This window comes from Aquimarina sp. 433 (assembly GCF_054054605.1).
On the sequence record NZ_JBSWZK010000014.1, the window covers coordinates 25,600 to 50,988 of the forward strand.

The following is a 25,389-nucleotide window of genomic DNA, read 5'->3' on the forward strand; positions in this document are numbered from 1 at the left end:
GTTAACCAAATGTCGACGATAGAATTAAAAATGCCCAAAATGGGTGAAAGTATTTCCGAAGCAACCATTTTAAATTGGTTAAAAAAGGTTGGGGATCCTGTGGAAGAAGATGAAACTATTCTAGAAGTAGCTACAGATAAAGTAGATTCTGAAGTGCCTGCTCCATGTAACGGTGTTATTTCTAAAATTCTTTTTGAACCGAATGAAGTAGTAACAATAGGAAGCGTTATTGCTATTATAGATGCAGATGGTGAAGTAGCACAAAAAGAAACCAAAAAAGAAGAAAGCTCTATAGAAAGAGTTCAAGAAAAGGAATCAAGTTCAGCTTCTCTCCCTTTGGGAGAGATGTCCACTTCAAGTGGACAGAGAGGGCAATTTAAAGCAATAGGTTCTTCTGAGAATGATGGTTTTCTTTCGCCTTTAGTCATTAGTATAGCTAAAAAGGAGAATTTAAGCATAGAAGAAGTTCAAAATATAGCTGGAACAGGAGAAGGAGGACGTATCCGTAAGAGTGATATTATTGGGTATTTGAAAAACAGAAAATATCCATTGCCTAGTAGACCTCAACAACCTCAGGTTTCAAAATCAACCTATAAAGCACCGCCAATTTCTTTTGTTGAAGGAAAGGATCGAATTGTTGAGATGGATCGGATGCGTAAGATGATCGCTGATCATATGGTATACTCAAAACATACCTCTCCTCACGTAACCAGTTATATAGAAGTTGATGTGACCAACTTGGTTGAATGGAGAAATAATCATAAAGTAAAGTTTCAGGAAAAGTATGGAGAGAAACTAACCTTTACACCAATTTTTGTTGAAGCAGTGGCAAAAGCCATTCAAGAATATCCTATGATCAATGTGTCTGTTGATGAAAACAAAATCGTTGTGCATAAAGATATTAATATAGGAATGGCAACAGCACTGCCTAGTGGTAATTTGATTGTGCCTGTGGTAAAACAAGCGGATGAAAAAAATCTATTAGGATTGGCAAAACAAGTAAATCACCTTGCCAATAATGCCAGAACTAATAGTTTGAAACCAGAAGAGATTCAAGGTAGTACATTCACCATTTCTAATGTAGGAACATTCGGTAGTTTAATGGGTACACCTATTATTAATCAACCGGAAGTTGCTATTCTGGCTTTAGGAATTATCAAAAAACGTCCAGAAGTTATTACTACAGATAAAGGAGATGAAATAGCAATAAGAAGTATGATGTATTTATCCTTATCATTTGATCATAGGGTAGTAGACGGTTTCTTGGGAGGATCCTTCTTAAGAAAAGTAGGAGATGAGTTAGAAGCTTTTGATAGTAATCGAGAAATATAATATGCGCAAGGGATAGTAACGGCATCCTTTTTTTGCGTCAGTTCGAGTATCCTTCTTATTAAGGATGTATCGAGAACAAGTAAAAAAGATATAGTGAATAGCCCGACCCGACTAAAGAAGGGATGCGCCAAAAAAAATATAATTATGGAACAACAAATCAAAATTACAAGAACTTCAGATTCAAGATTAAAAGAAGTAGATTTTGATAATATTCCTTTAGGAACAGTTTTTACGGATCACATGTTTATATGTGAATATGAAAATGGAAGCTGGAACAATCCAAGAATAGAACCTTTAAAATTAATTTCTACGCATCCAGCAGCCATGGCACTGCATTATGGCCAAGCTATTTTTGAAGGAATGAAGGCAACAGTAGGAAATGATAATACGCCATTGCTATTCAGACCCGAAGAAAATGCAAAACGTTTTAATCATAGTGCAAGAAGAATGGGAATGCCTACCGTTCCAGAATCTTTATTTGTAGAAGCCGTAGCAAAAATTGTGGGAGTCGAGCATTCTTGGATTCCACCAATGGAAGGTAGCGCACTATATCTAAGACCATTTATGTATGCAGATGAACCTTTTATCGGAATGCGAGCAGCGACAAGTTATAAGTTCATTGTGATTTGCTCTCCTGCAGGACCATTTTTTACCAAAAAAATTAGGTTGTATGCAGAAACTGAATATATCAGAGCTGCCGATGGAGGTACAGGAGAAGCAAAAGCTGCGGGTAATTATGCAGCAGCTATTCTGCCTACTGAGAAAGCAAAAGCCAAAGGATATGATCAGGTATTGTGGCTAGATGCCAATGAACATAAATATGTACAAGAGGTAGGAACCATGAATATCTTCTTTAAAGTAGAAGGTAAGTTTATTACTCCTAGTACAGATGGATCTATCCTAAAGGGAATTACTAGAGATAGTGTGATTACGTTATTAAAAGATAAAGGATTTGAGGTCATAGAAAGACCAATTACAATCGATGAGGTTATTGAATATTCAAAGCAAGGAAAATTAGAAGAAGCTTTTGGTACTGGAACGGCTGTTGCTATCGCTATGGTTGAAGCAATAGGGTATAATGATGAGGTGATTACATTACCATCCGAAAATCCAGTAAGTCAGGATATGAAAAAGACCATGGATGAGATCAAAACCCAAAAGCAAGCGGATAATCATGGTTGGATTATTCCTGTACAGATAGAAGAAAAGGTAAGTTAATTTACGAATTATGATTTCAGATTTACGATGGAAAGGCTTAAAAAGTAATCGTATCTCGTAAATCCTACATCAAAAATCTAGATGATATGATAGTATCAACAACGGTAGCAAAGGAAGTTTTACAAAAAGCATTTTCTTTATTATGCACCGCCAAGTCTATGGCTGAGTTATATGAAGATAATTTCAAAGTAGTATCAAAGTATGTACATGCCACGTCTCGTGGGCATGAAGCTATTCAAATAGCTGCAGCAATGCAGTTGCTGCCACAAGATTATGCATTTCCTTATTATAGAGATGATGCTATGTTATTGGGTATAGGAATGCGTCCGTATGATCTGATGTTGCAATTATTAGCAAAAAAAGAGGATCCTTTTTCTGGTGGTCGTACCTATTATTCGCATCCAAGTTTAAAGGATGCTGATAAACCTAAAATTCCGCATCAATCTTCTGCAACGGGAATGCAAGCAATTCCGGCTACTGGTGTGGCATTAGGAATGCAGTATAAAGAGTTAGTAGATATTCCCCATAACGATTCCAGCAACAGTGAGATGTCTGAACAGCTTATGGCTGCACCACTAGTGTTGTGTTCGTTGGGAGATGCTTCGGTTACTGAGGGAGAAATTGCAGAGGCGTTCCAGATGGCAGCATTAAAACAATTACCAATATTATATTTGGTACAAGATAACGGATGGGATATTTCTGCAAATGAAGAAGAAACCAGAGCACAAAGTGCTTATGAATATGCGGCAGGTTTTCATGGATTAGAAGCCATTACTATTGATGGAGCTAATTTTATGGAAAGCTACTTGGCTGTTCAGGAGGTGATTAAAACAATTCGCGAAGAGAGAAGACCTATGTTGGTACATGCCAAGGTTCCGTTATTAAACCATCATACTTCTGGTGTACGGATGGAGTGGTATCGTGATGATTTGGAAGAAGCTCGATCTAGAGATCCATATCCAGTACTTAGGAATCAACTATTAGAAAATGGATTTACAGAAGAAGAAGTTCAAAAAATTGAAGCAGAAGCGCAGACAAATGTAAAAAAGGATTTGGAAGAAGCTATGAAAGCTGAAGATCCAACTCCTGAGGATTTGTTTACTCATGATTTTGCACCAACACCAATTCTTGAAGAATCTGGGGAACGCGCACCTGATGATAAGGATGAGGTGGTGATGGTAGACTGTGCTTTATTCGCAGTAGAAGAATTAATGAAGAAACACAAAGAGTGTTTGTTGTATGGGCAAGATGTAGGAGGAAGATTAGGAGGTGTTTTTAGAGAGGCAGCTACCCTAGCTCAGAAATTTGGAGATGAACGTGTATTTAATACACCTATTCAAGAGGCATTTATTGTAGGATCTACAGTTGGAATGTCTGCAGTTGGTTTAAAACCAATAGTAGAGGTTCAATTCGCAGATTATATTTGGCCAGGATTAAACCAGTTATTTACAGAAGTGAGTCGCTCTTGCTATTTGTCTAATGGTAAATGGCCGGTATCTATGATATTGAGAGTTCCTATAGGGGCGTATGGAAGTGGAGGACCTTATCATTCATCTTCGGTAGAATCCGTAGTAACAAATATTAGAGGATTAAAGATTGCGTATCCTAGTAACGGAGCAGATCTTAAAGGACTAATGAAAGCAGCGTATTATGATCCTAATCCCGTAGTGATTTTTGAACATAAAGGATTGTATTGGTCCAAAGTAAAAGGTACTGATGCTGCAAGAACTATAGAACCAGCAGAAGACTATGTCTTACCATTCGGTAAGGCAAATGTAGTACAACGCATCTGGCCACAAGATGAGAAAGAAACCATAACGATAGTTACCTATGGTATGGGAGTGCATTGGGCGTTGAATGCTTCTAGAGAAATAACAGATGTTGTAGAGATTATTGATTTGAGAACATTGCATCCTTTAGATGAAGAAACTATCATGGAATCTGTAAGAAAAACTAAAAAGTGTTTAGTGGTTACAGAAGAGCCTTCAAATAATTCATTTGCCAGAGCACTAGCTGGAAAAATACAGGAAGAGTGTTTTAGATCCTTAGACGCTCCTGTGATGACTATTGGGGCCGAAAATATGCCAGCGATTCCGTTAAATAGTACATTAGAACAGACCATGATTCCTTCAACAGAAAAAGTAAAAAATAAAATATATGAGTTATTGAAGTATTGATACGTACAAAATATAATAGTTTCATCCCTAGTTATTTATATAGCTAGGGATTTTTTTACTAGTAAAAATAAATAAAAGAAAGAAAAAACCTACAAAACATAATAATATTTGATTATAAATATGTTAAAAAGCATATTTTTTAGACAAAATACACGATTTTGTTTGGAGAATTAAAAAATGATCGTATCTTTACACCAGAGTTAATGAGTTAGCGCTTTCATTCCCCCCAAGATGAAAGCATTTTAAAAAAGTGAGTTTTAATTTTAGAATAAGCCCCTAAATTAAGATGATTTGTGTGAAGAAAAAGAGCGTGGAGACGCTCTTTTTTGTTTTTATAAGTTTATTTTGTTTTTTTCAATTACTTCTAAGTCTTATCTGATTAAACTAATGCCTTAATAATGCGAGTTTATCAAAGTAATAATGATGTTAAGATTTTTTATTGTAAAGTGTTTACTTTTTTGTTTTGAATGACATCAATACCCTTTCCTACACGGCAACTTTTCCGTGACTATCAGGATATATTAGAATCTTTGATATAATGATAAGGCTTCTTTAGTTCTATATACTAGTAGAGTAGAAAATCATATGTTCATTTACTGTTTTATATTCTTTATCAAATTCTTTTCTATATTTTAATTCCACTGTATTCCAATCAGATGCCCAGCCTTTTACAATATTATTCAGATATACAATTTTGAGCTTATGTTTTCCTTTTTTAAGTGCAATAGAGCTTTCTTCAGGATGTTTTTTTATTATTTTTTGGTAATCAATAACTAATTGATTACCAATCCATATTTGATCTTGCGTACTGGAGAAATAGTATATCCCGTCTTCCGGGATATCAATATATCCTTCTAAAAATACAGCTTTAAAATTTTCTTTATTTACTTCATGTCCCCAATCGAAAGTATTATTCGCTTCTCTAATATTTTTAACAACTGATACTTCTGAAGGGATCTCTTTTTTGATTTCATTTATGTTCAAGAAATGTCCCTTGATCGTTTTTATCTTTAATCCCGGTGATAGATCTACGGATTCTGAAATAGATGGGAGATACGATTGCTTGACAATATCTATAGTTCTTGTTTTACTAATTTTGCCATGCGGTAATATAGAAGCGATTTTTAATGTTGTACTTTTATGAAAAGTAAGAGGAGAAGTATATTCTTCGCTGTTGTACGTTGGGTTTGATCCATCTGTGGTGTATACCATTTTCACAGGATGGGTAGTGCTAAATGGCAAAGTCACACTATCTATAAATACTACGTGATCGGATGAAGGTCCTTCTGGTAATGGTATATGGTAATTTATTTCATGATCATCTAGTATTGGGTAAAGACTATTTAATCGGTTCAAGAAATTATTGAAGTTTTTGTTTTTACGAACTGTCCATCCAATTTCTGCAATCGCTATTAATCTAGGATATAGTTGATATTCTGCAATATTATCGTTATCCGTTTGCTCGGCCCACAAATTTCCTTGTAATCCTAAAATATGATGCCTTTTATCTTCTTTTATAGCATCCGGAATTGGATTGTACAAGTATGTTTTTTGTAATGGTGTATGCCCCCCAAAAGCCATGGGTTCAACTTGTTTACTACCTTGATAAAAATTAAGATATACATAATCCAATGGAGTCATTATTACATCATGACCTTGATTTGCCGCCTTTATTCCTCCTTTTTCGCCTTGCCATGACATAATGTTAGTAGTCTCAGTAATTCCTCCTTCAAGTATTTCATCCCAACCAATCATTACTTTATGATGTTTGTGCAATATCTTTTCTACACGTTCCATAAAGTAACTCTGTAGTTCTTCTTCGTCTTTTAACCCTTCTTTTTTCATCAACTTTTGACATAATTCTGATTCTTTCCAGTTGCGTTTGGGAACTTCATCACCTCCTACGTGAAAGTACTGATAAGGAAATAATGTTGCCATTTCTGCTATGACATTTTCTATGAAGACATATACATTTTCTTTTCCTGCACATAAGATGTTGTAATCCACACCCCAAATTTCTCTTATTTCAAAAGATTTTTTCTCGCACGCCAATTCTGGATATGCAGCAAGAATTGCTCTGGCATGGCCAGGCATGTCAAATTCAGGAATGACATCTATAAATCGCTCTTGAGCATACGCTACAACTTCTTTTATGTCTTCCTGTGTGTAAAATCCGTGATAGATAGTATTATTATTATCTCCTCTTTTAGCACCAATTTCAGTTAGTTTTGGATATTGTTTTATTTCTATACGCCAACCTTGATCATCTGTTAAATGCCAGTGGAATTTGTTGATTTTTAGGGTTGCTAAGAAGTCTAACTGCTTCTTAATAAATTCTACTGTAAAAAAATGCCTGGATACGTCTAATAAAACACCCCTCCATTTAAAAGCTGGTTCATCCTTAATATCTACCGATGGAATGATAATTTCGATGTCTGATGTATAATCTTCTCTTGATACAGACGGTAGTAATTGTAATAAAGATTGTGTCCCATAAAATAACCCCTTAGCGGTTTTTGCAGTTATTATGATGTGATCTTCAAAGGTTTTTAGCAAATAGCCTTCTTCGTTTATGGATAAAGAAGAATCTATCACTAAATGGATGGAGTTTTCTTTTTTTTCTTCGGATGTATTAAGAAGTAATCCGGTTTTTTCCTGAATCATTTCTATGAAAAAAGTGGCAATTTTCTTTGCTTCTTCTTCTTTTGAAAAGAATGAGGTCTCTTTGTCGATTGTAAAACCTCCTTGTTTTTCCAATAATGACAATGGCATTGGAGTAATTCTGGGGCTTGTATTAACGGCGATGTTTTGTTCATTTTTTTTGTAACAAGAGATGAATAAAACAAAAATGGATAGTATATATAGAATGGATCTATTCATATGTTAAGATGTTTTTTGCAAAGGATACTCATTAGAAACAATATGGTTAATTAGATTTTTAATAGGTTTTTTGACAAAGCTTTTGACCGAAAAACCCCTTTCCGATATCATTTTATTGATGATGTCTTGGGTAGAGTATGCTATGGAACCAACAAAATGTAAGGGATAATTTTGTAGCTCTTTTGCATAAAGCATTATATAATTGTCTAGGAATACCTTGATTCCTTTGTGTAAAATTCTTTCGATAAAAGGATGACCTCGATGCTCGAATAAAAAGATCGCATATGACGCCAAATAAGCATTAGGTCGTTTTAGCTCATATAAATTATACAAGAGTTGCTCTAGATCAGCGCCAAATTTGCTCTTAAAACCTATAGCAAGGCTGGAAGGCATATTCCGGAAATAGAAACTTTTTAGTAATTCTTTCCCAAAATAATTACCGCTGGCTTCATCGGCTAATAGATATCCTAAAGAAGGCGTATGCTGTATTACTTTCTTTCCATCAAAGTAGCAGCAATTAGATCCTGTTCCAAGAATAGCGATGACTGCGGGTGTTTTTGTTGTAGCGTGAACAGCAGCAATCATATCCTCTTCAATTTTTAGTAGTTTTAAGTTTTTAAAAATGGAATAGAAGGATGCTTTAATTTTTTGATTAGATGTATCAGTGCCACAACCAGCTCCGTAAAAGTGTATTTTATCTATTTGATTTCTCTTTTCGAATACCTCAGAAATTTCGAATATTATATTTTCAATTTTACTTTGTGACATGTTTAATGGATTGATTCCAATGGTTGTTTGTGAGGATATATGATTCCCCAGTTGATCAATTAAAGTCCAATCACATTTTGTAGAACCACTATCAGCAATTAGTATCATACTTTATAATTTTATAGTTTGCTTGATAATTGAGATGTAAATGATTTATAGCTTATTTCTAAATCTGAATTTCGTTTTGATCCAAAACTTTTGCCTTGGTTTTCTCTATAAAGTGATCTACATCTAAATCAATGGTTAGTCTTGTTATATTTTTCATCATGCACCTTTTAGATTCATAAAAAATGATGTGGTTATATGCACTAAAAATAATGCCTTTTAAAAGCTTCAATAGCTTCATAATCAGCTAACCCAAGTTTATCATATAATTCTGCAGTATTTTTGTTTCTTTCTTCCGCTCTTAACCAAAATTCTCTAGAATCTTCTCCTTGAAACATTACTTTATCCTTTTGTGATTGGTGAAAAAGAATGGCATTTGTCTTTCTATTTACTTCATCCGGACTTAGAGGTACAGCCATTTCGATATCATGGATATCCCATTCGTGCCAAGCTCCTCGATATAACCACAGCCAACAGTCATTCATAAATTCTTCCTCCTTCAGAATGGATACGGTTTCTAAAATGGCATCAAGACAAAGTTTATGTGTTCCGTGCGGATCTGCCAGGTCTCCTGCAGCATAAATCTGATGTGGTTTTATACCCGTTATAATATCTTTTATGATATTGATATCGACATTGTCGATTGGGTTTTTCTTTACTTTTCCAGTTTCATAAAAAGGAAGATTGAGGAAATGTACTTTATGATCGGGAAGCCCTAAATAACGAGTCGCTCCGTAAGATTCCATTCTTCGAATAAGACCTTTGGTTAATCTAACTTCTGCGGTATCAATATCTCTATTGTTTTTATGTTTTATTGCGTCTATTATTTTTTTGAAAATTGGATCATTTTCAGACAGACATCGTGCTACCTCACCAAATTTTAAAGCTTCCTGATCTGTTACAGCGATATTTCCAGAGGTTTGATAAGCTACATGTACATCATGCCCTTGATCAATAAGTCTGGAAAATGTACCTCCCATAGAAATTACATCATCGTCAGGATGCGGACTAAAGATCAGGACTCTTTTTTTAGCTGGGTTGGCTCTCTCTGGACGTTTGGTGTCATCAGCATTTGGTTTTCCACCAGGCCAGCCAGTGATGGTATTTTGTAAATGATTGAACATTTTGATATTAAGTTCGTATGCGGACCCTTCTAATGTGAGTAGGCTAGACATACCATGGTCATTATAATCTTTATCTGTTAGTTTTAACAATGGTTTCTGTACCTCCTGGCTTAGCCAGGTGACTGCCTTTAGCTTAAGCTTAGGCGTCCAGATACATTGATCTACCAACCATGGTGTTTTTATTCTGGTAAGATCCTCGGCAGCTTCATTATCTAGAATTATGGTTATGTTTTTGTGTTCCTGAAGGAAGGAAGCAGGAATCTGGGATGTTACTTCACCTTCGATCGTTTTTTTAACAACAGATGCTTTTTTATGTCCCCAGGCAAGTAAAAGAATACGCTTAGCTTTCATGATTGTGCTAATTCCCATGGTAATTGCTCTTTTGGGAACATTTTCTAAACCATTAAAGTCTGAAGCGGCATCTCTTCTTGTAATATGATCCAATGTTATAATTCTGGTTCCAGAATTACGATGTGATCCTGGTTCATTAAAACCAATATGCCCAGTTCTGCCAATACCAAGTAGTTGAAAATCCAGTCCACCAAGTTTTTTGATTTTCATCTCATAATCGATACAGTATTGATCGATTTCTTCTACATTAATATTTCCAGAAGGTATATTAATGTTTTCGGGATTTATATCAACGTGATCAAACAAATGTTGATGCATAAAGTGATAATAACTTTGCTGGTTGTCTGTATCCATTGGGTAGTACTCATCCAGATTAAAAGTAATTACATTATTAAAACTGAGTTCTCCCAGTCGATGCAATGTAACGAGTTCTTCATATACTTTTATAGGAGAGGATCCAGTAGCTAAACCTAAAACACAGGGTTTACCTTCCTTTTGTTTTTGTTTTATTAAGTCTGAAATTTCTAAAGCTGCCAATTTAGAAGCATATGAAGAATCCTGAAATATTTCATTATGGATTTTTTCAAACTTCGTATCTTCAAATTTGCCGACTTGTCTGAATTTAATTTCTTTAATCATTTTTAGTCTTTAATGGTACCATATTTATTTATGGAGGGTTAATAAGAGTTTCTATGATAATTATTCAATATCCCACCAGATGGGGGTGGTCATTGTATCTGGTCCTTGTCTTTCTATGGCTTCTTTTACGTTTTCTTCGTTTGCAACCAATTCGGTAGTAGAGTATTGCAGTCTTCTAGGGATTCTTCCATTGTTGGGTTCAGAAACAAAAAACATCGAATCATCCGTTAAGGGAGGAATCAATTCTGTCCTTCTAACCAGAGACCAAGCCTCATATCCATTCATTAATAATGCTAACCATCGCTGGTTCCAGACAGCTTCTAGTTGTTCTTCATTAGATCCCGATAAAGTCGCAATAGGTTCGTTCATAATAAAAGTTTCGATGTCGCCAGAATCGACTCCCCAAAATTTCATGCTAGCTCTTATACCTTCTTCATATAAGGCTTGCGGATTTCCTGTATATCCCAGAAGGGCTGCTTCTGCCTGTAAAAAGTACGACTCAGCTGCGGTGAGTATTTGAGTAGGCACTACATTAGTAATATCGGTTGTTGAAGTTCCTATGATTTTTTCAGATGGGATTGCAAGATTATTTCTTGGGATAATTCCTCTCATGGAAATTGCAGTGCCCTCAAAAGTATTATTCGGAGATGGGTCAGCCACTTGAAAGACTCTAGGGTCGTTGTTATTATTTAATAAATTCATATAACGATCGGAGAATACCCACTTAGATCCCAATCCACCAAATCCCCAATATACATCTTCAAAACTTCCATCGAGGAATGATAATATCAATGCAGATTCGGATTTCTTTAATAAAGCTTCATTAGAACTGTCTAGTAATGGATTACTTAGACATTCATTAATCACTGTATCTATAAAAGATTGGTCACCATCTCGCATAAAAGCATCTCTGGATCGTATCGCGATGCGTAATCGTAAAGTATTAGCAAAAGTTTTCCATTTTTGAGGATCACCATTATAGATAAAATCTCCCTCTGCACCAGCAATTATTTCTGATGATGCACCAATCTCATCCATTTGTGTTTTTAGGTCATTTAATAATCCAGTATAAATATCTTTCTGAGAATCATAAGCTGGTTGGGGATTCTCTAAAATTAATTCATCTCCAACAACTTTACTGTAAGGAATATCCCCATAAATGTCTGTCATTTTTTGATAAAACCATGACATCATAATTTTGGTAACAGCCGCACCATTTTTATCTCCTAAATCATTGTAGGTACCCAGCAAGTTTCTAATGTTTAAAGAGACTTTTTGATAAGAAGCATCAAATATAGCATTCGTCCAACCCTGATTATTTTGATAAGCATCGCCCGCAAACCAAGAACCTTCAGCATTATAACTAAACTGATGTGCGAATTGACTTGTATAAATTAGATTACCTCTCCATGTCAGGAAACGAGGTTCTGCAAATTCAAAATACTGTACTCCAGCCATGATCCCTTCTACGGTTGCAGTCTCAGGATTTATAGGATTTGTATTTATTTCTTCGAAATCTTCTGTACAAGAAATTGTGGTAATAATTAGTATAAGAAAACCAACAAATAGTCTTATCGTGTGTTTTGGAGTTTTCATAATTCTTTGTTTATTAATATCATTATTCATTTTTTAAAAAGTAACGTTTACTCTAAGTCCGTGGCTACTTGCAGAGGGAATTCCAAAAAATTCAACACCTCCAAAACTTGTATTAAACCCTGTTTCCGGATCAAAATTATCAGTATGGCTATGCAGTATGGCTAAGTTTCTTCCTACATAGCTTATGGATAGATTAGAAAGATGCAATCCTTTAATACTTTTTTCTGGGAAATTATATCCAAAGGTTAGTTCTCTGAATTTGATAAAGCTCCCATCGTACACCCAATTTTCTCCGATCTGACCAACTCTACCCCAATATATTTGAGGATTTACCCCTCTTTGTGCAACCTCCGGATCTAAAGTACCGTCTACAGTTGCGTTTTCAGGAACTACTATTCCTTGTCCTCCAGTAAAAAATTCTCTACCTTGTAATGTCTCGACTGCGGTGCCTTGTGTATGTCTTTGTATTTCGGAAAGCGAGAATACATCGCCACCAAATCTTGCATCAAATAAGAAACCTAAAGAGAATTGTTTATAGGTGAAAGAGTTTCCCCAGTTTACAAAAGCATCCGGAGCCACGTCTCCAATTTGAGATATTTCAGTATTCACTACTGGTAATCCATTCGTATCATATACTATATTTCCGTTATCATCTCTGGTAAAGGTAGTGCCGAATAATCCCTGAGCACTGGAGCCTACTTCTGCAGCTACCTGTACAATATCATTAAATTGTCGTATCAATATGTTTCTGTCTACTCCTTGTGCTAATTCTTCTACTTTATTTTCGTTTGTAGTCACATTTACGGTAGTGGACCAGCTAAAATCTTCGGTCTTTATAATATCAGCATCCAGAGAGAGTTCGAGTCCTTTATTTGTTACTAAACCTGCATTGATAATTTGATTTGCAGCGCCACTTGCAGGAGGAAGCGTCAATCTTAATATTTGATCTTCAGTTCTGATGGTATAATAGGTAGCAGAAAGTCCAATTCTATTGTCCATAAAACGGGCGTCTAGACCAAACTCAAGTGCATTTGATATTTCTGGAACTAAATTAGGATTATTAAGTTCTGGACCAGAACCTGCACCTTCTTCTGCATTTCCGAAAAAGAAAAAACGTTGTCCATTAAAGAGATTTGAAGATACGTTATACGTATTTACCAAAGAAAAAGCGCTGGTAGCATTTCCCGTTTGTGCAAAACTTCCTCTTAATTTTAAATTTGATAATACCCCACTATCTTGTAATGATGGAAAAGCATCGGTTACCACAAAACTTAGACCCACTGATGGATAAAAAAACGAAGCATCATTTATCGGCAATGTGGAACTCCAGTCATTTCTAGCTGTAAATTCCGCAAATAAATAATTATTAAATCCTAAAGTCATAGAACCGAAGACAGAATTTGATGAATTTTTAGCATTGCCTGGAACTACACTAATACTTTCAAAATTATTCAGTGAGAAAAAATTGGGTAGTAAAAAAGTTTCTCCAATAGCTTGTAGTGATTTAAAAGAAACATCAGAATGACTAAAACCTAAGGTGGCCCCTAAATTGAAATTATTGCTTAAATCTGTATTATACTTAAAAATCAAATCATAATTATTGGTTCTTGCAGTGGAATTGGTATCAGAAAAACGGCCATTACCTGCGATGTCAAAAGCTCCGAAAGGATTGAATATCTGCTGATTAGTTGTAATGTGATCCTGAGAAAGTCTCATAATACCCTTTAATCCGGGTAAAATATCTATGTTTAATTCTAGTAGCCCTATATATCGATCAACCTCATCCTCATTCAGAAGCGTATTTGATGTGTAAAAAGGATTTGTGATGAAAGCTCCAGCCCAGTTATTGGGTGTGCCATCTGGTTCTAAAAAATTATCTCTTAGCAAAGCATTAGAAATATTTCTGGGTCTTAGAGAAAGTGCACGTGTAATATTTGTTTGTCCTCCAGTAAGTTCAGGTCGGTTTTGTGCATCTTGGTGGATATAGTCAACTTTTCCCACGATTTTCAACCAGTTGGTAATAGAAGCTCCTGCTTTAATACTAAAGTTTTGACGTTTCAGGTTACTTCCGGGAACGATCGACTCATCATCTAACCTGGAATAACTAAACCTATAGTCAAATTTTTCCGTACCCTGTGAAACCGAAACTGAGTTTAAAAAAGAGAAACCTGTTCTAAAAAAATCTTTGAATTCATTATCATTTGCCGCATAAGGCGCTGTTCCAATACCATCGAAACGTTCTTGTAATGACCCATCCAATCTCGGACCAAAACTACTACCATTGGTAATGTCATATACCAATTGATTTGTAGAGGTATCGAATACACCTTGTCCATATTCATTTTGGAATTTTGGAGATACCAATATAGAACTGGCTGTTACAGCAGAATTTATTTCTACAGTAGGTTTATCAGAACGTCCTTTTTTTGTGGTTATGACTAAAACACCATTTATTCCTCTAAAACCGTAAAGTGCTGTAGCGTTTCCACCTTTTAATAAGGAGATGTTTTCAATATCATTAGGATTTAAATTAGAAAGTGTATTACCATAATCGAGCCCTGAAGCAAAATCTCCTTGACCGCCCTGATTATCATCAATAATAACACCGTCTAATACAATTAGAGGTTGATTATTAGTGCCTAATGAACTGATTCCTCTAACATTAATAGATATGGAGGATCCAACTCCTCCTGAGTTTGAATTAATATTAACACCAGCTAATTTTCCTCGAATAGCGGATCCTACATTAGGATCTGCTGTTTGTACAATGGATTCAGATTTAATTTGCTGTACGGAATATCCTAGTTTTTTTGATTCTTCCCTAATACCAAATGCAGTGATTACCACATCTTCTAGTTGTTCTGTGTCCTGTTCCAAGCGGATATTAATAGAACCGGATGAATCAACTAACTTTTCTATCGTTTTAAATCCGATATATGAGAAAACTAATACGTCACCTACAGAAGCATTAATAGTATACAAACCATCAAAATCGGTCTGTACTCCATTAGAAGTTCCTTTAACAATTACATTTACTCCTGGTAATGGAGTATCGTTAACCATATCTGAAACTTTTCCTGATATACTTTTGTCCTGAGCGGCAACTCCTATTATTAAAAATAAAAATGAAATGAAAGTTAATTTTTTTTGCCTCATGTTTTCCTTTTATTGATTATTTGTGTTGTTCTAAATTAATAGATAGAAGGTTTTCTTTTTTTTTTTTTATCCAAACAGCAGCATTTTGATAATGAACGACATGTAACCGTAGATAACCGTTATTGATATTTTTAGTGATTGAATTTTTTTTTGCTTTTTATCATATTTAATAATACTTTTTCACAGTTTTTTAATAAAATTAACATAATTCTGTGTCAAAAATTGAAGAAAACGCAATCCACAAAGATGTGGTAGGAAGATCAATTGAAACAAAGTACCATGTCTATTTTTGGATAACGTACTTTCTTTTTAATGTGATCAGATGGGGAAGTTATTTTAATGATTATTGGTATTCATTTAGATCTAACTTAGTTGAGTTTCCATTGCATTTAGTAATTGTTTATTTCAACATATATTATCTCATTCCTAATTATTTATTAAAGAAAAAGTATACAACTTACGTTACTTTTTTGCTTTTTAGTTTGGGGATCCATTATGTGGTAAGATCTACTTTGAATTATTGGTTAATTACGGAAAATATATGGCCAGAAGCTCAAGGTGAGAATGAACCTTTTGGGCTTAATCATATCATAGCGGTAGTACTAGGCGAACTCTACGTTCTTGCTTTGACCTTTTCTATAAAAATTAGTATAGATTTTATTATGGAAAGAAATAAAACAAAACAATTAACGGCATTACAGTATAAAACCGAATTACAATATCTCAAAGCTCAAATTCAACCACACTTTTTTTTTAATACGTTAAACAATTTATATGCGTTAACTATTCAAAAGTCTTCGAAAGCATCTGAGGTAGTTGTTAAACTATCAGAATTTATGCAATATATCATATATGATGCTAGTAAAAGAAAGGTTTCATTGATTCAAGAGATACAATATATTGATAATTATATAGAGTTGGAAAACATAAGATATGGAAGCCAAATTAAGACAGAAATTAATATAAAAGGATGTATCGATGATGTATTAATAACTCCTCTCCTGTTTTTACCTTTTGTCGAAAATGCTTTTAAACATGGTTTTAAAGATACAGGAGAAATGAGTCTGTTGGTTTCTTTTGAAGTTCGCGACGATACCTTGATTTTTATATCTGAGAATAGTTATGATGAAAAAGCCTCTTCAAAGTCAAAGAATGGAATTGGAATTAAAAACGTAGAAAGAAGGTTACAACTTTTATATAATGAAAATTACATGTTACTGATATCAAATGATAATAACCTATATAAGATTACTCTTAAAATCCCTACCTCATGACCATAAAAAGTATCATAATTGATGATGAACATTTAGCAATAAGTATTATTGAAACATATCTCAAAGAATTTAAAAATATTGAAGTTATAGCAGTGTTTAAGAATCCTTTGGAAGCATTACCTCTGTTGGAGGATGGGGGTGTCGATGTGGTGTTTCTAGATATAAATATGCCAAGGATGAATGGTTTGGAATTTTTAAAAACTCTGAAAGACTATCCACAAATTATTATTACTACTGCATATAAAGAGTATGCAATTGAGAGCTATGAATTAGAAGTACTTGACTATTTAGTAAAACCGATACCGTTTAGTAGATTTTTAAAATCAATTAATAAGTTGATGGCGAGATTGATAACACTAGATAAAGGAAAACCTTTCGCTGATTTCGAACAAGCTCCTCATATTTTTTTGAAAGTAGACAAAAAACTAATCAAGATTTTTCTTAAGGATATTCTCTATATAGAAAGTTTAAAAGATTATATAAAGTTGCGTAGTGTAGAAGGAACCTATATTTCCCATAAATCGTTGGCCAGTATAAGCGATGAATTACCATCTGAAAATTTTATTAGAATACATAAATCATATGCTATTGCTATTGATAAAGTAAAATCTGTAGAGGGGAATCTTGTAGAGATCGGAGACAAGAGAATTCCTATCGGGCGTAATTATTCAATTCACGCTAAAAAACAAATACTAAAAAACAAAGGAAATTTATTCAATGGGTAAATGCCAATTACATACAGGTTTTACAAGAAACCTTTTAAAACAAAGATAGAATCATATTTTTTACACGATAGGCATAACCATAATACAGCAAATATAATCACATGAAACTAAGCACACTTGATTACTCAATTATAATAGTTATTTTACTCACTACACTTTTTATAGGGATAATCGTATCAAAAAAAGCAGGAAAAAGCACTTCAGAGTATTTTTTATCAGGTAGAAATATGCCTTGGTGGTTATTAGGGTTCTCTATGGTAGCTACTACTTTCTCTACAGATACTCCAAACTTCGTAACTGATATTGTGAGAAAGGATGGAGTTTCTTCAAACTGGATGTGGTGGGCATTTTTAATTACTGGCCTTCTAACAGTTTTTATATATGCTAAATTGTGGCGAAGATCTAATGTAAGTACAGATATTGAGTTTTATGAATTACGTTACGGAGGAGCGCCCGCAGTTTTTTTAAGGTCATTTAGAGCTTTATATTTAGGTCTTATCTTTAATGTTTTTGCAATGGCAGGAGTTACATTGGCTGCGATTAAGATCGGTAGTATCATGCTCGGTTTAGAACCTTGGGAAACTATCGTGTATGCAGGGATAATCACCGTAGTATTTAGTGCTCTGGGAGGTTTTAAAGGAGTTGTTTACACGGATTTTTTATTGTTTTTTATCGCGATAGCGGGTGCAATAGGAGCAGCGTACTATCTGGTGAATATCCCTGAAGTTGGTGGACTTCAAAGCTTAATAACACATCCAAATGTGTCTGATAAATTATCTCTTTTGCCAGACTTTGATGATAAAGAAGCTCTCATTACATTACTGATTATTCCATTAGCAGTACAATGGTGGAGTTCTTGGTTTCCTGGAGCAGAACCTGGAGGTGGAGGATATATAGCACAAAGAATGTTAGCTGCTAAAAATGAAAATCATGCCATCGGAGCCACATTCTTCTTTAATATTATGCACTATGCATTGCGGCCATGGCCGTGGATATTGGTAGCCTTGGCCTCACTTATTGTGTTTCCTGATATTGCGAGTATCCAAGAAGCTTTTCCAAATGTAACCGAAGATAAATTAGGGCACGACTTAGCATATTCTGCAATGTTGACAAAATTACCAAGTGGGCTCTTAGGATTGGTTTTTGCTTCATTAATTGCAGCATATATGAGTACTATCTCTACACATCTTAATTGGGGATCTTCTTATATTGTTAATGATTTCTATAAACAACAGATAAAAAAAGATGCATCAGAAAAGGAATTGGTAATGGTTGGTAGAATTTCTACAGTAGTGCTTATGGTTTTAAGTGCACTTTTTGCATTATATCTTAAAAATGCAAAACAACTTTTTGATATTATCATAATGTTTGGAGCAGGAACAGGACTTATATTTATTCTTAGGTGGTTTTGGTGGCGAATCAATTCATGGAGTGAGATCTCGGCAATGATTATTTCTGGAGTTGTTTCATTAATTTTTGCATCATCAATTGGAGACAGGCTTTTTGGAAATGAAGCAATGATGCCAAGCTGGACAAAGCTTCCAAGTATTGTATTTATAACAACTGTTGTTTGGGTAAGTGTAACGTTATTGACAAAATCCGAAAGTAACAGTGTTCTGTACAATTTTTACAAAAAAATACAACCAGGAGGGCCTGGTTGGAAGAATATTATTAAAAAGGCAAAACAGGATAATATTGATATTGTAAAAAGCACAGACCGATGGAGTGTCCCATCAGGAATTTTAGCACTATTACTAGGATGTTTCTTAGTGTATGGAGTACTTTTTACAACTGGACATATAATTTATGGTAATTTACAGGAATCGCTCGTTTTGGGAACAGGAACCATCATTTCAGGAGTTTTGCTCTTGAGAGTATGGAGAAAAATTGGAAAAGACCTGATAGTCTAATAATATCATAGATTTAGCAAAATATACATAATGAATAGCACTGAAATTTCTCGGTGCTATTTTCTTTTCCGTAGCTAACACAAAGTATTTTTTTTTTAAACAAGGAGCAGAAGGAATTTGATGTCGTAATCTAGATTATTTTCTTAAGATCATCTTAAAATTACGGTCATAGGATTTTTGCTTCACAATATCTACAAAATGATGTCATTGATCCAATTAGTTTTTTGACTTATAGAGTTCTTTATACTTTAAGATCAGTTTAACATTAATTGTTCAAAAACTTTAACACAAATCATCATGAAACTATTAAAACCTTTATTGAAAAGATTTTCTTTTCATTTTGGCCTTTGGAAAGTGCCATTATTATTAATGTTTTGTATGCTCACAGGTACAAACTGGGGGCAAGTAAATACGGGTGGAACAGCCACTACTGCTAATCATTCAAAGCAGGTGATCGGTTACATTACTAACTGGGATGCTTGGAAAGCAGCTAGTGCAGGGGTCCCCTCTGCCGGAGCATTAACACAATTGAACATTGACTACTCGAAGTATACCATCCTAAACTATTCCTTTTTTGGGGTAGCGGTTGACGGTTCTTTACACAGTGGAGACCTTCGTAATAAAAATATATATCAACCAGGAGTAGTTCAAGAACCTGCAGATCTGTTATATGGCGACCCATACAGTAGTTGGGATTTTCATATTTTATTCGGAGAAATCGAAAATGTAAATTACATAAGTCCTGCTGTAAAAGAGAGAGCAGAAGCAATGGGCTATGTGGTCGAAGTAGGTGGCAGCACATGGTCACATCCCGAATGGGGTCTAAGCGGTATACTACCATTACCGCTCCCAAAAGAAGGAAGTGGAGCCAAGGGACTGTTAGAACTTGCTCACGATAATGGTGTGAAAGTGATGGCTTCTCTCGGTGGATGGAGTATGTGTAAACATTTTCCAGAAATGGCAGCTGATCCTGTAAAAAGAGCTCGCTTTATTGAAGATTGTAAAAAACTAATCAATATGGGCTTTGACGGAATTGATTTAGATTGGGAATATCCTGGACCATTTCCTGGTATGAATTTTACAGGAACAAACGCAGATTATGCAAACTTTGAAAACCTTGTGGAAGAAATCAGAGCTGCCATAGGACCAGATAAACTTATAACAGCTGCGATGGCTGCAGATTATAAAAAATTGGAAGGATTCAATTGGTCCAGATTATCCAATACTATGGATTATTTTAATATGATGACATATGATTTTAATGGAGGTTGGTCTAATATTGCAGGTCATAATGCACCGGTATATCCATATGACGGTGCGGAAGCCCCTGATTTTAATTGGCAAACATTGTTAACGAAAATGAAAGGTATGGGAGTGCCTGTGAATAAAATTAACTTTGGAGCGCCTTTTTATGGTAGAGGTGTCATTACAGATGGAGCAGCGGATCTAAATGCTCCTACAGTAAAAAGAAATGTAACTATACAACCTGATGGTCCGGTGAGCACTGCTGCTGATTATACCAATTGGCCTCAAGATGTATATGACGGAACACCTAATTATTTTTTCATTAAGCAAAAGACAGGTGCAGGAAGTGGTTGGACCAAAAAATGGGATAATCAGGCAAAAGTGCCGTATATGGTTAAAGGAAACTTCTTTTTGAGTTACGATGATGAAGAATCAATAACTGAAAAAGCTAAGTTTATTAACGCAAATAATCTAGCAGGAACGATCATTTGGACTGTTTTTGGAGATCTTGAGTTTTCAGGGGCACCACAGTCTTTTGGTACAAAATTAAAAAGGTGGTCGAATGTAAAGTCCCCTTTAGTAAACACCTTAAATGAAGTTTTTGCCAGTGGTGGAATAGGAAATAAACCTCCGGTAGTGAGCGTAACATCTCCTACAGATGGTGCTACTTTCGAAGCTGGAGACGCTGTACAAATTTCAGCAAATGCAAGTGATCCTGATGGTAGTATAGCTAAAGTTCAATTTTATAGAGGAACTACATTATTAGGGGAAGATACAACAGCGCCTTATACATACACTTGGAATAATAGTACAGCAGGAAATTACGAAATAACAGCAAAAGCGTATGATAATGATGGAGCAAGCGCTATAGCCTCGGTAAATATTTCTGTAACGGGTATAGGAGGGAATGAGTTGCCTACCGTTGCTATCACATCACCTACAGAAGGAGCAACTTTTACTGCTGGTTCCACAGTAGCTATCGCTGCAGATGCTTCAGACACAGACGGAACTATAAACCGCGTAGTATTTTATAATGGAGACACCCTACTTGGTGAAGACTCCACTGTACCTTACAACTATAACTGGGCGAATATATCTGAAGGAAGCTACACTATTAAAGTAAAAGCTATTGATAACGATAATGGTGAAGGAACTTCATCAATTTCAATAACTGTTACAGGAGGTGATTCTTGTACTACACCAGCTTATGTTGATGGTCAGGTATATGTAGGAGGCGATAGAGTTTCTTATCAAGGGAATGAGTATGAAGCGAAATGGTGGACGCAGAATAATGATCCTGTGACCAACCGTGAAAATGTATGGAAATTAATAGGTCCTTGCGGAGGTGGACAAAGTGCACCACAAGTATCAATTACCTCTCCAGCGTCAGGGCAATCTTTTATCCAAGGTAATACAGTTACTATCAGTGCGAATGCTTCAGATGCAGATGGAACTGTCTCCAAGGTAGCATTTTATGTGGATGGAAATATGATCGCAGAAGATACATCTGTACCATATACAACTAACTGGACAGCGACTTTAGGAAATCACAGTATTACGGCAATAGCAACTGATAATGATAATCAGTCAACCACTTCAGCAGCTGTTAGTATCATTGTAAATACTGATGGAGATGATGGTTGTGATCGTAGTGGTTTCAAAGTTGTTGGGTATATGCCTACTTGGCAAGGTGATGCCAATGCAATCCAATATGATAAATTAACACATATCAACTATTCTTTCTTATTACCTAATAGCGATGGTAGCTTACGACCGCTTGAGAATGTTTCTAAAATGCAGCAAATCGTTAGTTTAGGACATGCACAAGGAGTGAAAATATTAATTGCTGTAGGAGGTTGGATGGATGGGAATGATTCGGCATTCACAACGTTAGCAGCAAATCCAACTACCAGAGCTGCCTTTATAAATAACTTAGTCGATTTTGTCAATCAATATGATCTAGATGGCGTAGATATGGACTGGGAATATCCACGTGAAGGAAATGAACCTCAAAACTTTGAATTATTGATGCAAGAATTAGGTCAGGCAATGCACAGTCGAGGTAAGTTGCTAACTGCAGCGGTAGTAGTTTCAGGATGGAATGCTGATGGAGTTTTAAACGGAGTTTTTGATGATGTAGACTTCCTAAATATCATGGCGTATGATGGACCTGATCACGGTTCGATGGCCCAAGCTCAGGGTGGATTAGATTACTGGCTTGGACGCGGACTTCCAAAAGAAAAAGCGATATTAGGAGTACCTTTTTATAGTCGTCCTCAGGCACAGAGCTATGCTTCTTTATTAGCACAAGGTGCAGATCCAAATAGTGATTCTTTTCAAGGAAACAACTATAATGGAATTCCTACGATGAAAGCTAAAACACAGATGGCATTAGATCGCGCAGGAGGAATTATGATGTGGGAACTATCACATGACACATCAGATCCTAGCACCTCTTTATTAGCTGCAATTAATCAAGTAGCAGGGAATCCTTGTGAACCGGATAATGCAGCGCCACAAGTAGCTATCACTTCACCTGTATCGGGTGCATCATTCTCGGATGGCATTGATGTTTCCATAACAGCAGATGCTTCAGATGCTGATGGTAATGTGACTAAAGTTGACTTTTACATTGATGGAAGTTTGATTAGTTCGGATACTACTGCACCTTACACTGCAAGTTGGACAGCTACAAATGGGAATCATACGATAACAGCTCGTGCAACAGATAATGACAATGCAGTTACTACATCCACAGCAGTAGCCATTACAGTTACGGGAGGCAGTAACACTCCTCCTACTGTAGCCATAACAAGTCCAGCGGACGGAGCTTCTTTCAATGCAGGCGATAGTGTTACTATATCAGCAAATGCTGCGGATACTGATGGTTCTGTAACAAAAGTTTCCTTTTACCTGGATGGAAATATGATTAGCGAAGATACTTCTGCTCCGTATTCAGTAGATTGGATAGCTATCAGCGGAAACTATGCACTTACTGCTAGAGCAACTGATAATGATGGTGCTGCAACTACTTCTTTAGCAATTAATATAACTGTAACTACGGATAGTGGTGGATGTGATGAAGCACAATATGTAGAAAATGGAGGATATACCGAAGGCAGTATAGTACAAAATGAAGGGAATACCTACAAATGTAGACCATATCCATATTCAGGATGGTGTAACGGAGCTGCTTGGGCATATGCTCCGGGAACTGGTACATATTGGCAAGACGCTTGGACATTAGTTGGCACTTGTGACGATGGAGGTACTGATGGAAATCAAACTCCAACTGTAACAATCACTCAACCTACAAGTGGACAAACATTTACAGATGGTAGTACCATAACGATTAGTGCAAATGCATTAGATACAGATGGTACTATTACGAAAGTAGAATTCTTCAGCAATGGAACCAAAATCGGTGAAGATACGTCGAATCCATATAGCTATAGCTGGAATAATGTTTCATCAGGAAGTTATACACTAACAGCAAAAGCAATTGACAATCAAAATGGCGTAGGAGAGTCTGCTACCGTAAATGTTTCAGTGGGATCAATTAATCCACCTGATGGAGGAGATCTGCCAGACAGAATTTTAGTAGGATACTGGCATAATTTTAATAATGGTTCTTCAACACCAAAACTAAGAGACGTATCTGAAAAGTGGGATGTTATCTGTATCGCTTTTGCAGAACCAAAATTCGGTAGTAGATCTGATATGACATTTACTCCTTATGAGATTTACGGTAGCACTTCAGAATTTATAAATGATGTTAAAGCTGTGCAGGCAAGAGGACAGGAAGTGTTGATTTCTATAGGAGGAGCAAATGCGACTGTAGAGTTAAATAATACTACAGAAAAGAATGAGTTCATTACCTCAATGACTTCAATTATCAATACCTACGGATTTAATGGATTAGATATTGATTTAGAAGGAAGTTCACTTTCTTTAGCAGCAGGAGATACAGATTTCAGAAGTCCAACCACTCCGAAAATTGTTAATTTAATTGATGCAACCAAGCAAGTACGAAATAATATTGGTGCTGATAACTTTGTTCTAAGTATGGCTCCAGAAACATTATATGTGCAAGGAGGATTTAGTGCATATGGTGGAGCCAGTGGTGCTTATTTGCCAGTGATCTACGGATTGCGTAGTGAGATGGATTATATTCACGTACAGCATTATAATACTGGATGTATGTTAGGATTGGATGGTCTTTGTTATTCATCGGCTACTGCTGATTTTCACGTTGCGATGGCAGAGATGCTATTACAAGGCTTCCCGGCTGGAGGAAATCAATTCCCTGCTTTAAGACAAGATCAGGTGGCTATAGGGTTACCGGCTAGTCCAAGTGCAGCAGGAAGCGGATATACAGAACCTACGGAAGTACACAAAGCGTTGGATTATCTAATAAAAGGACAGTCTTTTGGAGGGCGTTACCAACTTCGTAATCCAGCTGGTTATCCCAACTTTAGAGGATTGATGACTTGGTCCATTAACTGGGATATCGTTGCAGGTTTTGGATTTTCTGATCCGCATCGAGCGTATTTAGATGCTTTAGGACAGAGAGCACCAGAGCAGGAGTTATTAGAAAAAGAAAGTTTAAAGACGTTTCCTAATCCTTTTTCTTCTGAAGTTAATATCACCTTCAAATTACATAAAGACAAGCCAATCACAGCAGTTGTGTATAATCAAATTGGTATTAAAGTAGCTGTTTTGAAGGAGAACGAAAGGCTAACTTCTGGAAATCACAATATTCAGTGGGATACCAATGGAATTCCTAATGGAATATATTTCTTAAAACTCTGGATGGGTAAAGAGGTAAGAATAATGAAACTGATGAAACAGTAATATTGTCCCCGATATTTCTTGAAATTTACCTCTCG

The 25,389-nt window shown here is 35.6% G+C and carries 12 protein-coding genes; 7 read left to right on the forward strand and 5 right to left on the reverse strand.

Annotated features, from left to right (window positions below; translation table 11 throughout):
• Positions 1–9 precede the first annotated feature (9 nt).
• From ACWNT5_RS22230 to ACWNT5_RS22240, 3 genes are all read left to right on the forward strand, one after another.
• Positions 10–1,332 carry a dihydrolipoamide acetyltransferase family protein gene (locus ACWNT5_RS22230; protein ID WP_456518609.1) on the forward strand — a complete coding sequence of 441 codons (1,323 nt, stop codon included), beginning with the start codon at positions 10–12 and terminating at the stop codon, positions 1,330–1,332.
• Between the two features lie 144 nt (positions 1,333–1,476).
• A complete protein-coding gene (locus ACWNT5_RS22235; protein ID WP_456518610.1) occupies positions 1,477–2,550 on the forward strand; it encodes a branched-chain amino acid aminotransferase in 1,074 nt (357 codons plus the stop codon).
• A gap of 86 nt (positions 2,551–2,636) precedes the next feature.
• Positions 2,637–4,727: an alpha-ketoacid dehydrogenase subunit alpha/beta gene (locus ACWNT5_RS22240; protein WP_456518611.1), complete on the forward strand. Its 2,091-nt coding sequence runs from the start codon at positions 2,637–2,639 to the stop codon at positions 4,725–4,727.
• Between the two features lie 558 nt (positions 4,728–5,285).
• Here ACWNT5_RS22240 and ACWNT5_RS22245 read toward each other — a convergent pair.
• The 5 genes from ACWNT5_RS22245 to ACWNT5_RS22265 form a co-directional block, all read right to left on the reverse strand.
• Positions 5,286–7,607, reverse strand: coding sequence for a family 20 glycosylhydrolase (locus ACWNT5_RS22245; protein WP_299606189.1), 2,322 nt, complete (start codon positions 7,605–7,607; stop codon positions 5,286–5,288).
• Between the two features lie 3 nt (positions 7,608–7,610).
• Complete coding sequence (locus ACWNT5_RS22250) at positions 7,611–8,483, reverse strand: N-acetylglucosamine kinase (RefSeq protein ID WP_456518612.1); 873 nt, start codon at positions 8,481–8,483, stop codon at positions 7,611–7,613.
• Positions 8,484–8,683: 200 nt separating this feature from the next.
• Complete coding sequence (gene nagB, locus ACWNT5_RS22255) at positions 8,684–10,594, reverse strand: glucosamine-6-phosphate deaminase (protein WP_456518613.1); 1,911 nt, start codon at positions 10,592–10,594, stop codon at positions 8,684–8,686.
• Positions 10,595–10,654: 60 nt separating this feature from the next.
• Complete coding sequence (locus tag ACWNT5_RS22260) at positions 10,655–12,190, reverse strand: SusD/RagB family nutrient-binding outer membrane lipoprotein (RefSeq protein WP_299606196.1); 1,536 nt, start codon at positions 12,188–12,190, stop codon at positions 10,655–10,657.
• 33 nt (positions 12,191–12,223) lie between these two features.
• The gene (locus ACWNT5_RS22265) at positions 12,224–15,346 is read right to left on the reverse strand and encodes a SusC/RagA family TonB-linked outer membrane protein (RefSeq protein ID WP_456518614.1); all 3,123 of its coding nucleotides are present in this window, start codon (positions 15,344–15,346) and stop codon (positions 12,224–12,226) included.
• Between the two features lie 212 nt (positions 15,347–15,558).
• Between ACWNT5_RS22265 and ACWNT5_RS22270 the strand changes: the two genes are divergently transcribed.
• From ACWNT5_RS22270 to ACWNT5_RS22285, 4 genes are all read left to right on the forward strand, one after another.
• Positions 15,559–16,620, forward strand: coding sequence for a sensor histidine kinase (locus tag ACWNT5_RS22270; RefSeq protein ID WP_456518615.1), 1,062 nt, complete (start codon positions 15,559–15,561; stop codon positions 16,618–16,620).
• Complete coding sequence (locus ACWNT5_RS22275) at positions 16,617–17,345, forward strand: LytR/AlgR family response regulator transcription factor (RefSeq protein ID WP_299606203.1); 729 nt, start codon at positions 16,617–16,619, stop codon at positions 17,343–17,345. The genes ACWNT5_RS22270 and ACWNT5_RS22275 overlap by 4 nt, the downstream gene beginning before the upstream one ends.
• Positions 17,346–17,446: 101 nt before the next feature.
• Positions 17,447–19,255 (forward strand): sodium:solute symporter family protein, encoded by a 1,809-nt coding sequence (locus tag ACWNT5_RS22280; protein WP_456518616.1) that lies wholly within the window; start codon positions 17,447–17,449, stop codon positions 19,253–19,255.
• Positions 19,256–19,552: 297 nt separating this feature from the next.
• Complete coding sequence (locus ACWNT5_RS22285) at positions 19,553–25,354, forward strand: Ig-like domain-containing protein (RefSeq protein WP_456518617.1); 5,802 nt, start codon at positions 19,553–19,555, stop codon at positions 25,352–25,354.
• Positions 25,355–25,389: the final 35 nt, after the last annotated feature.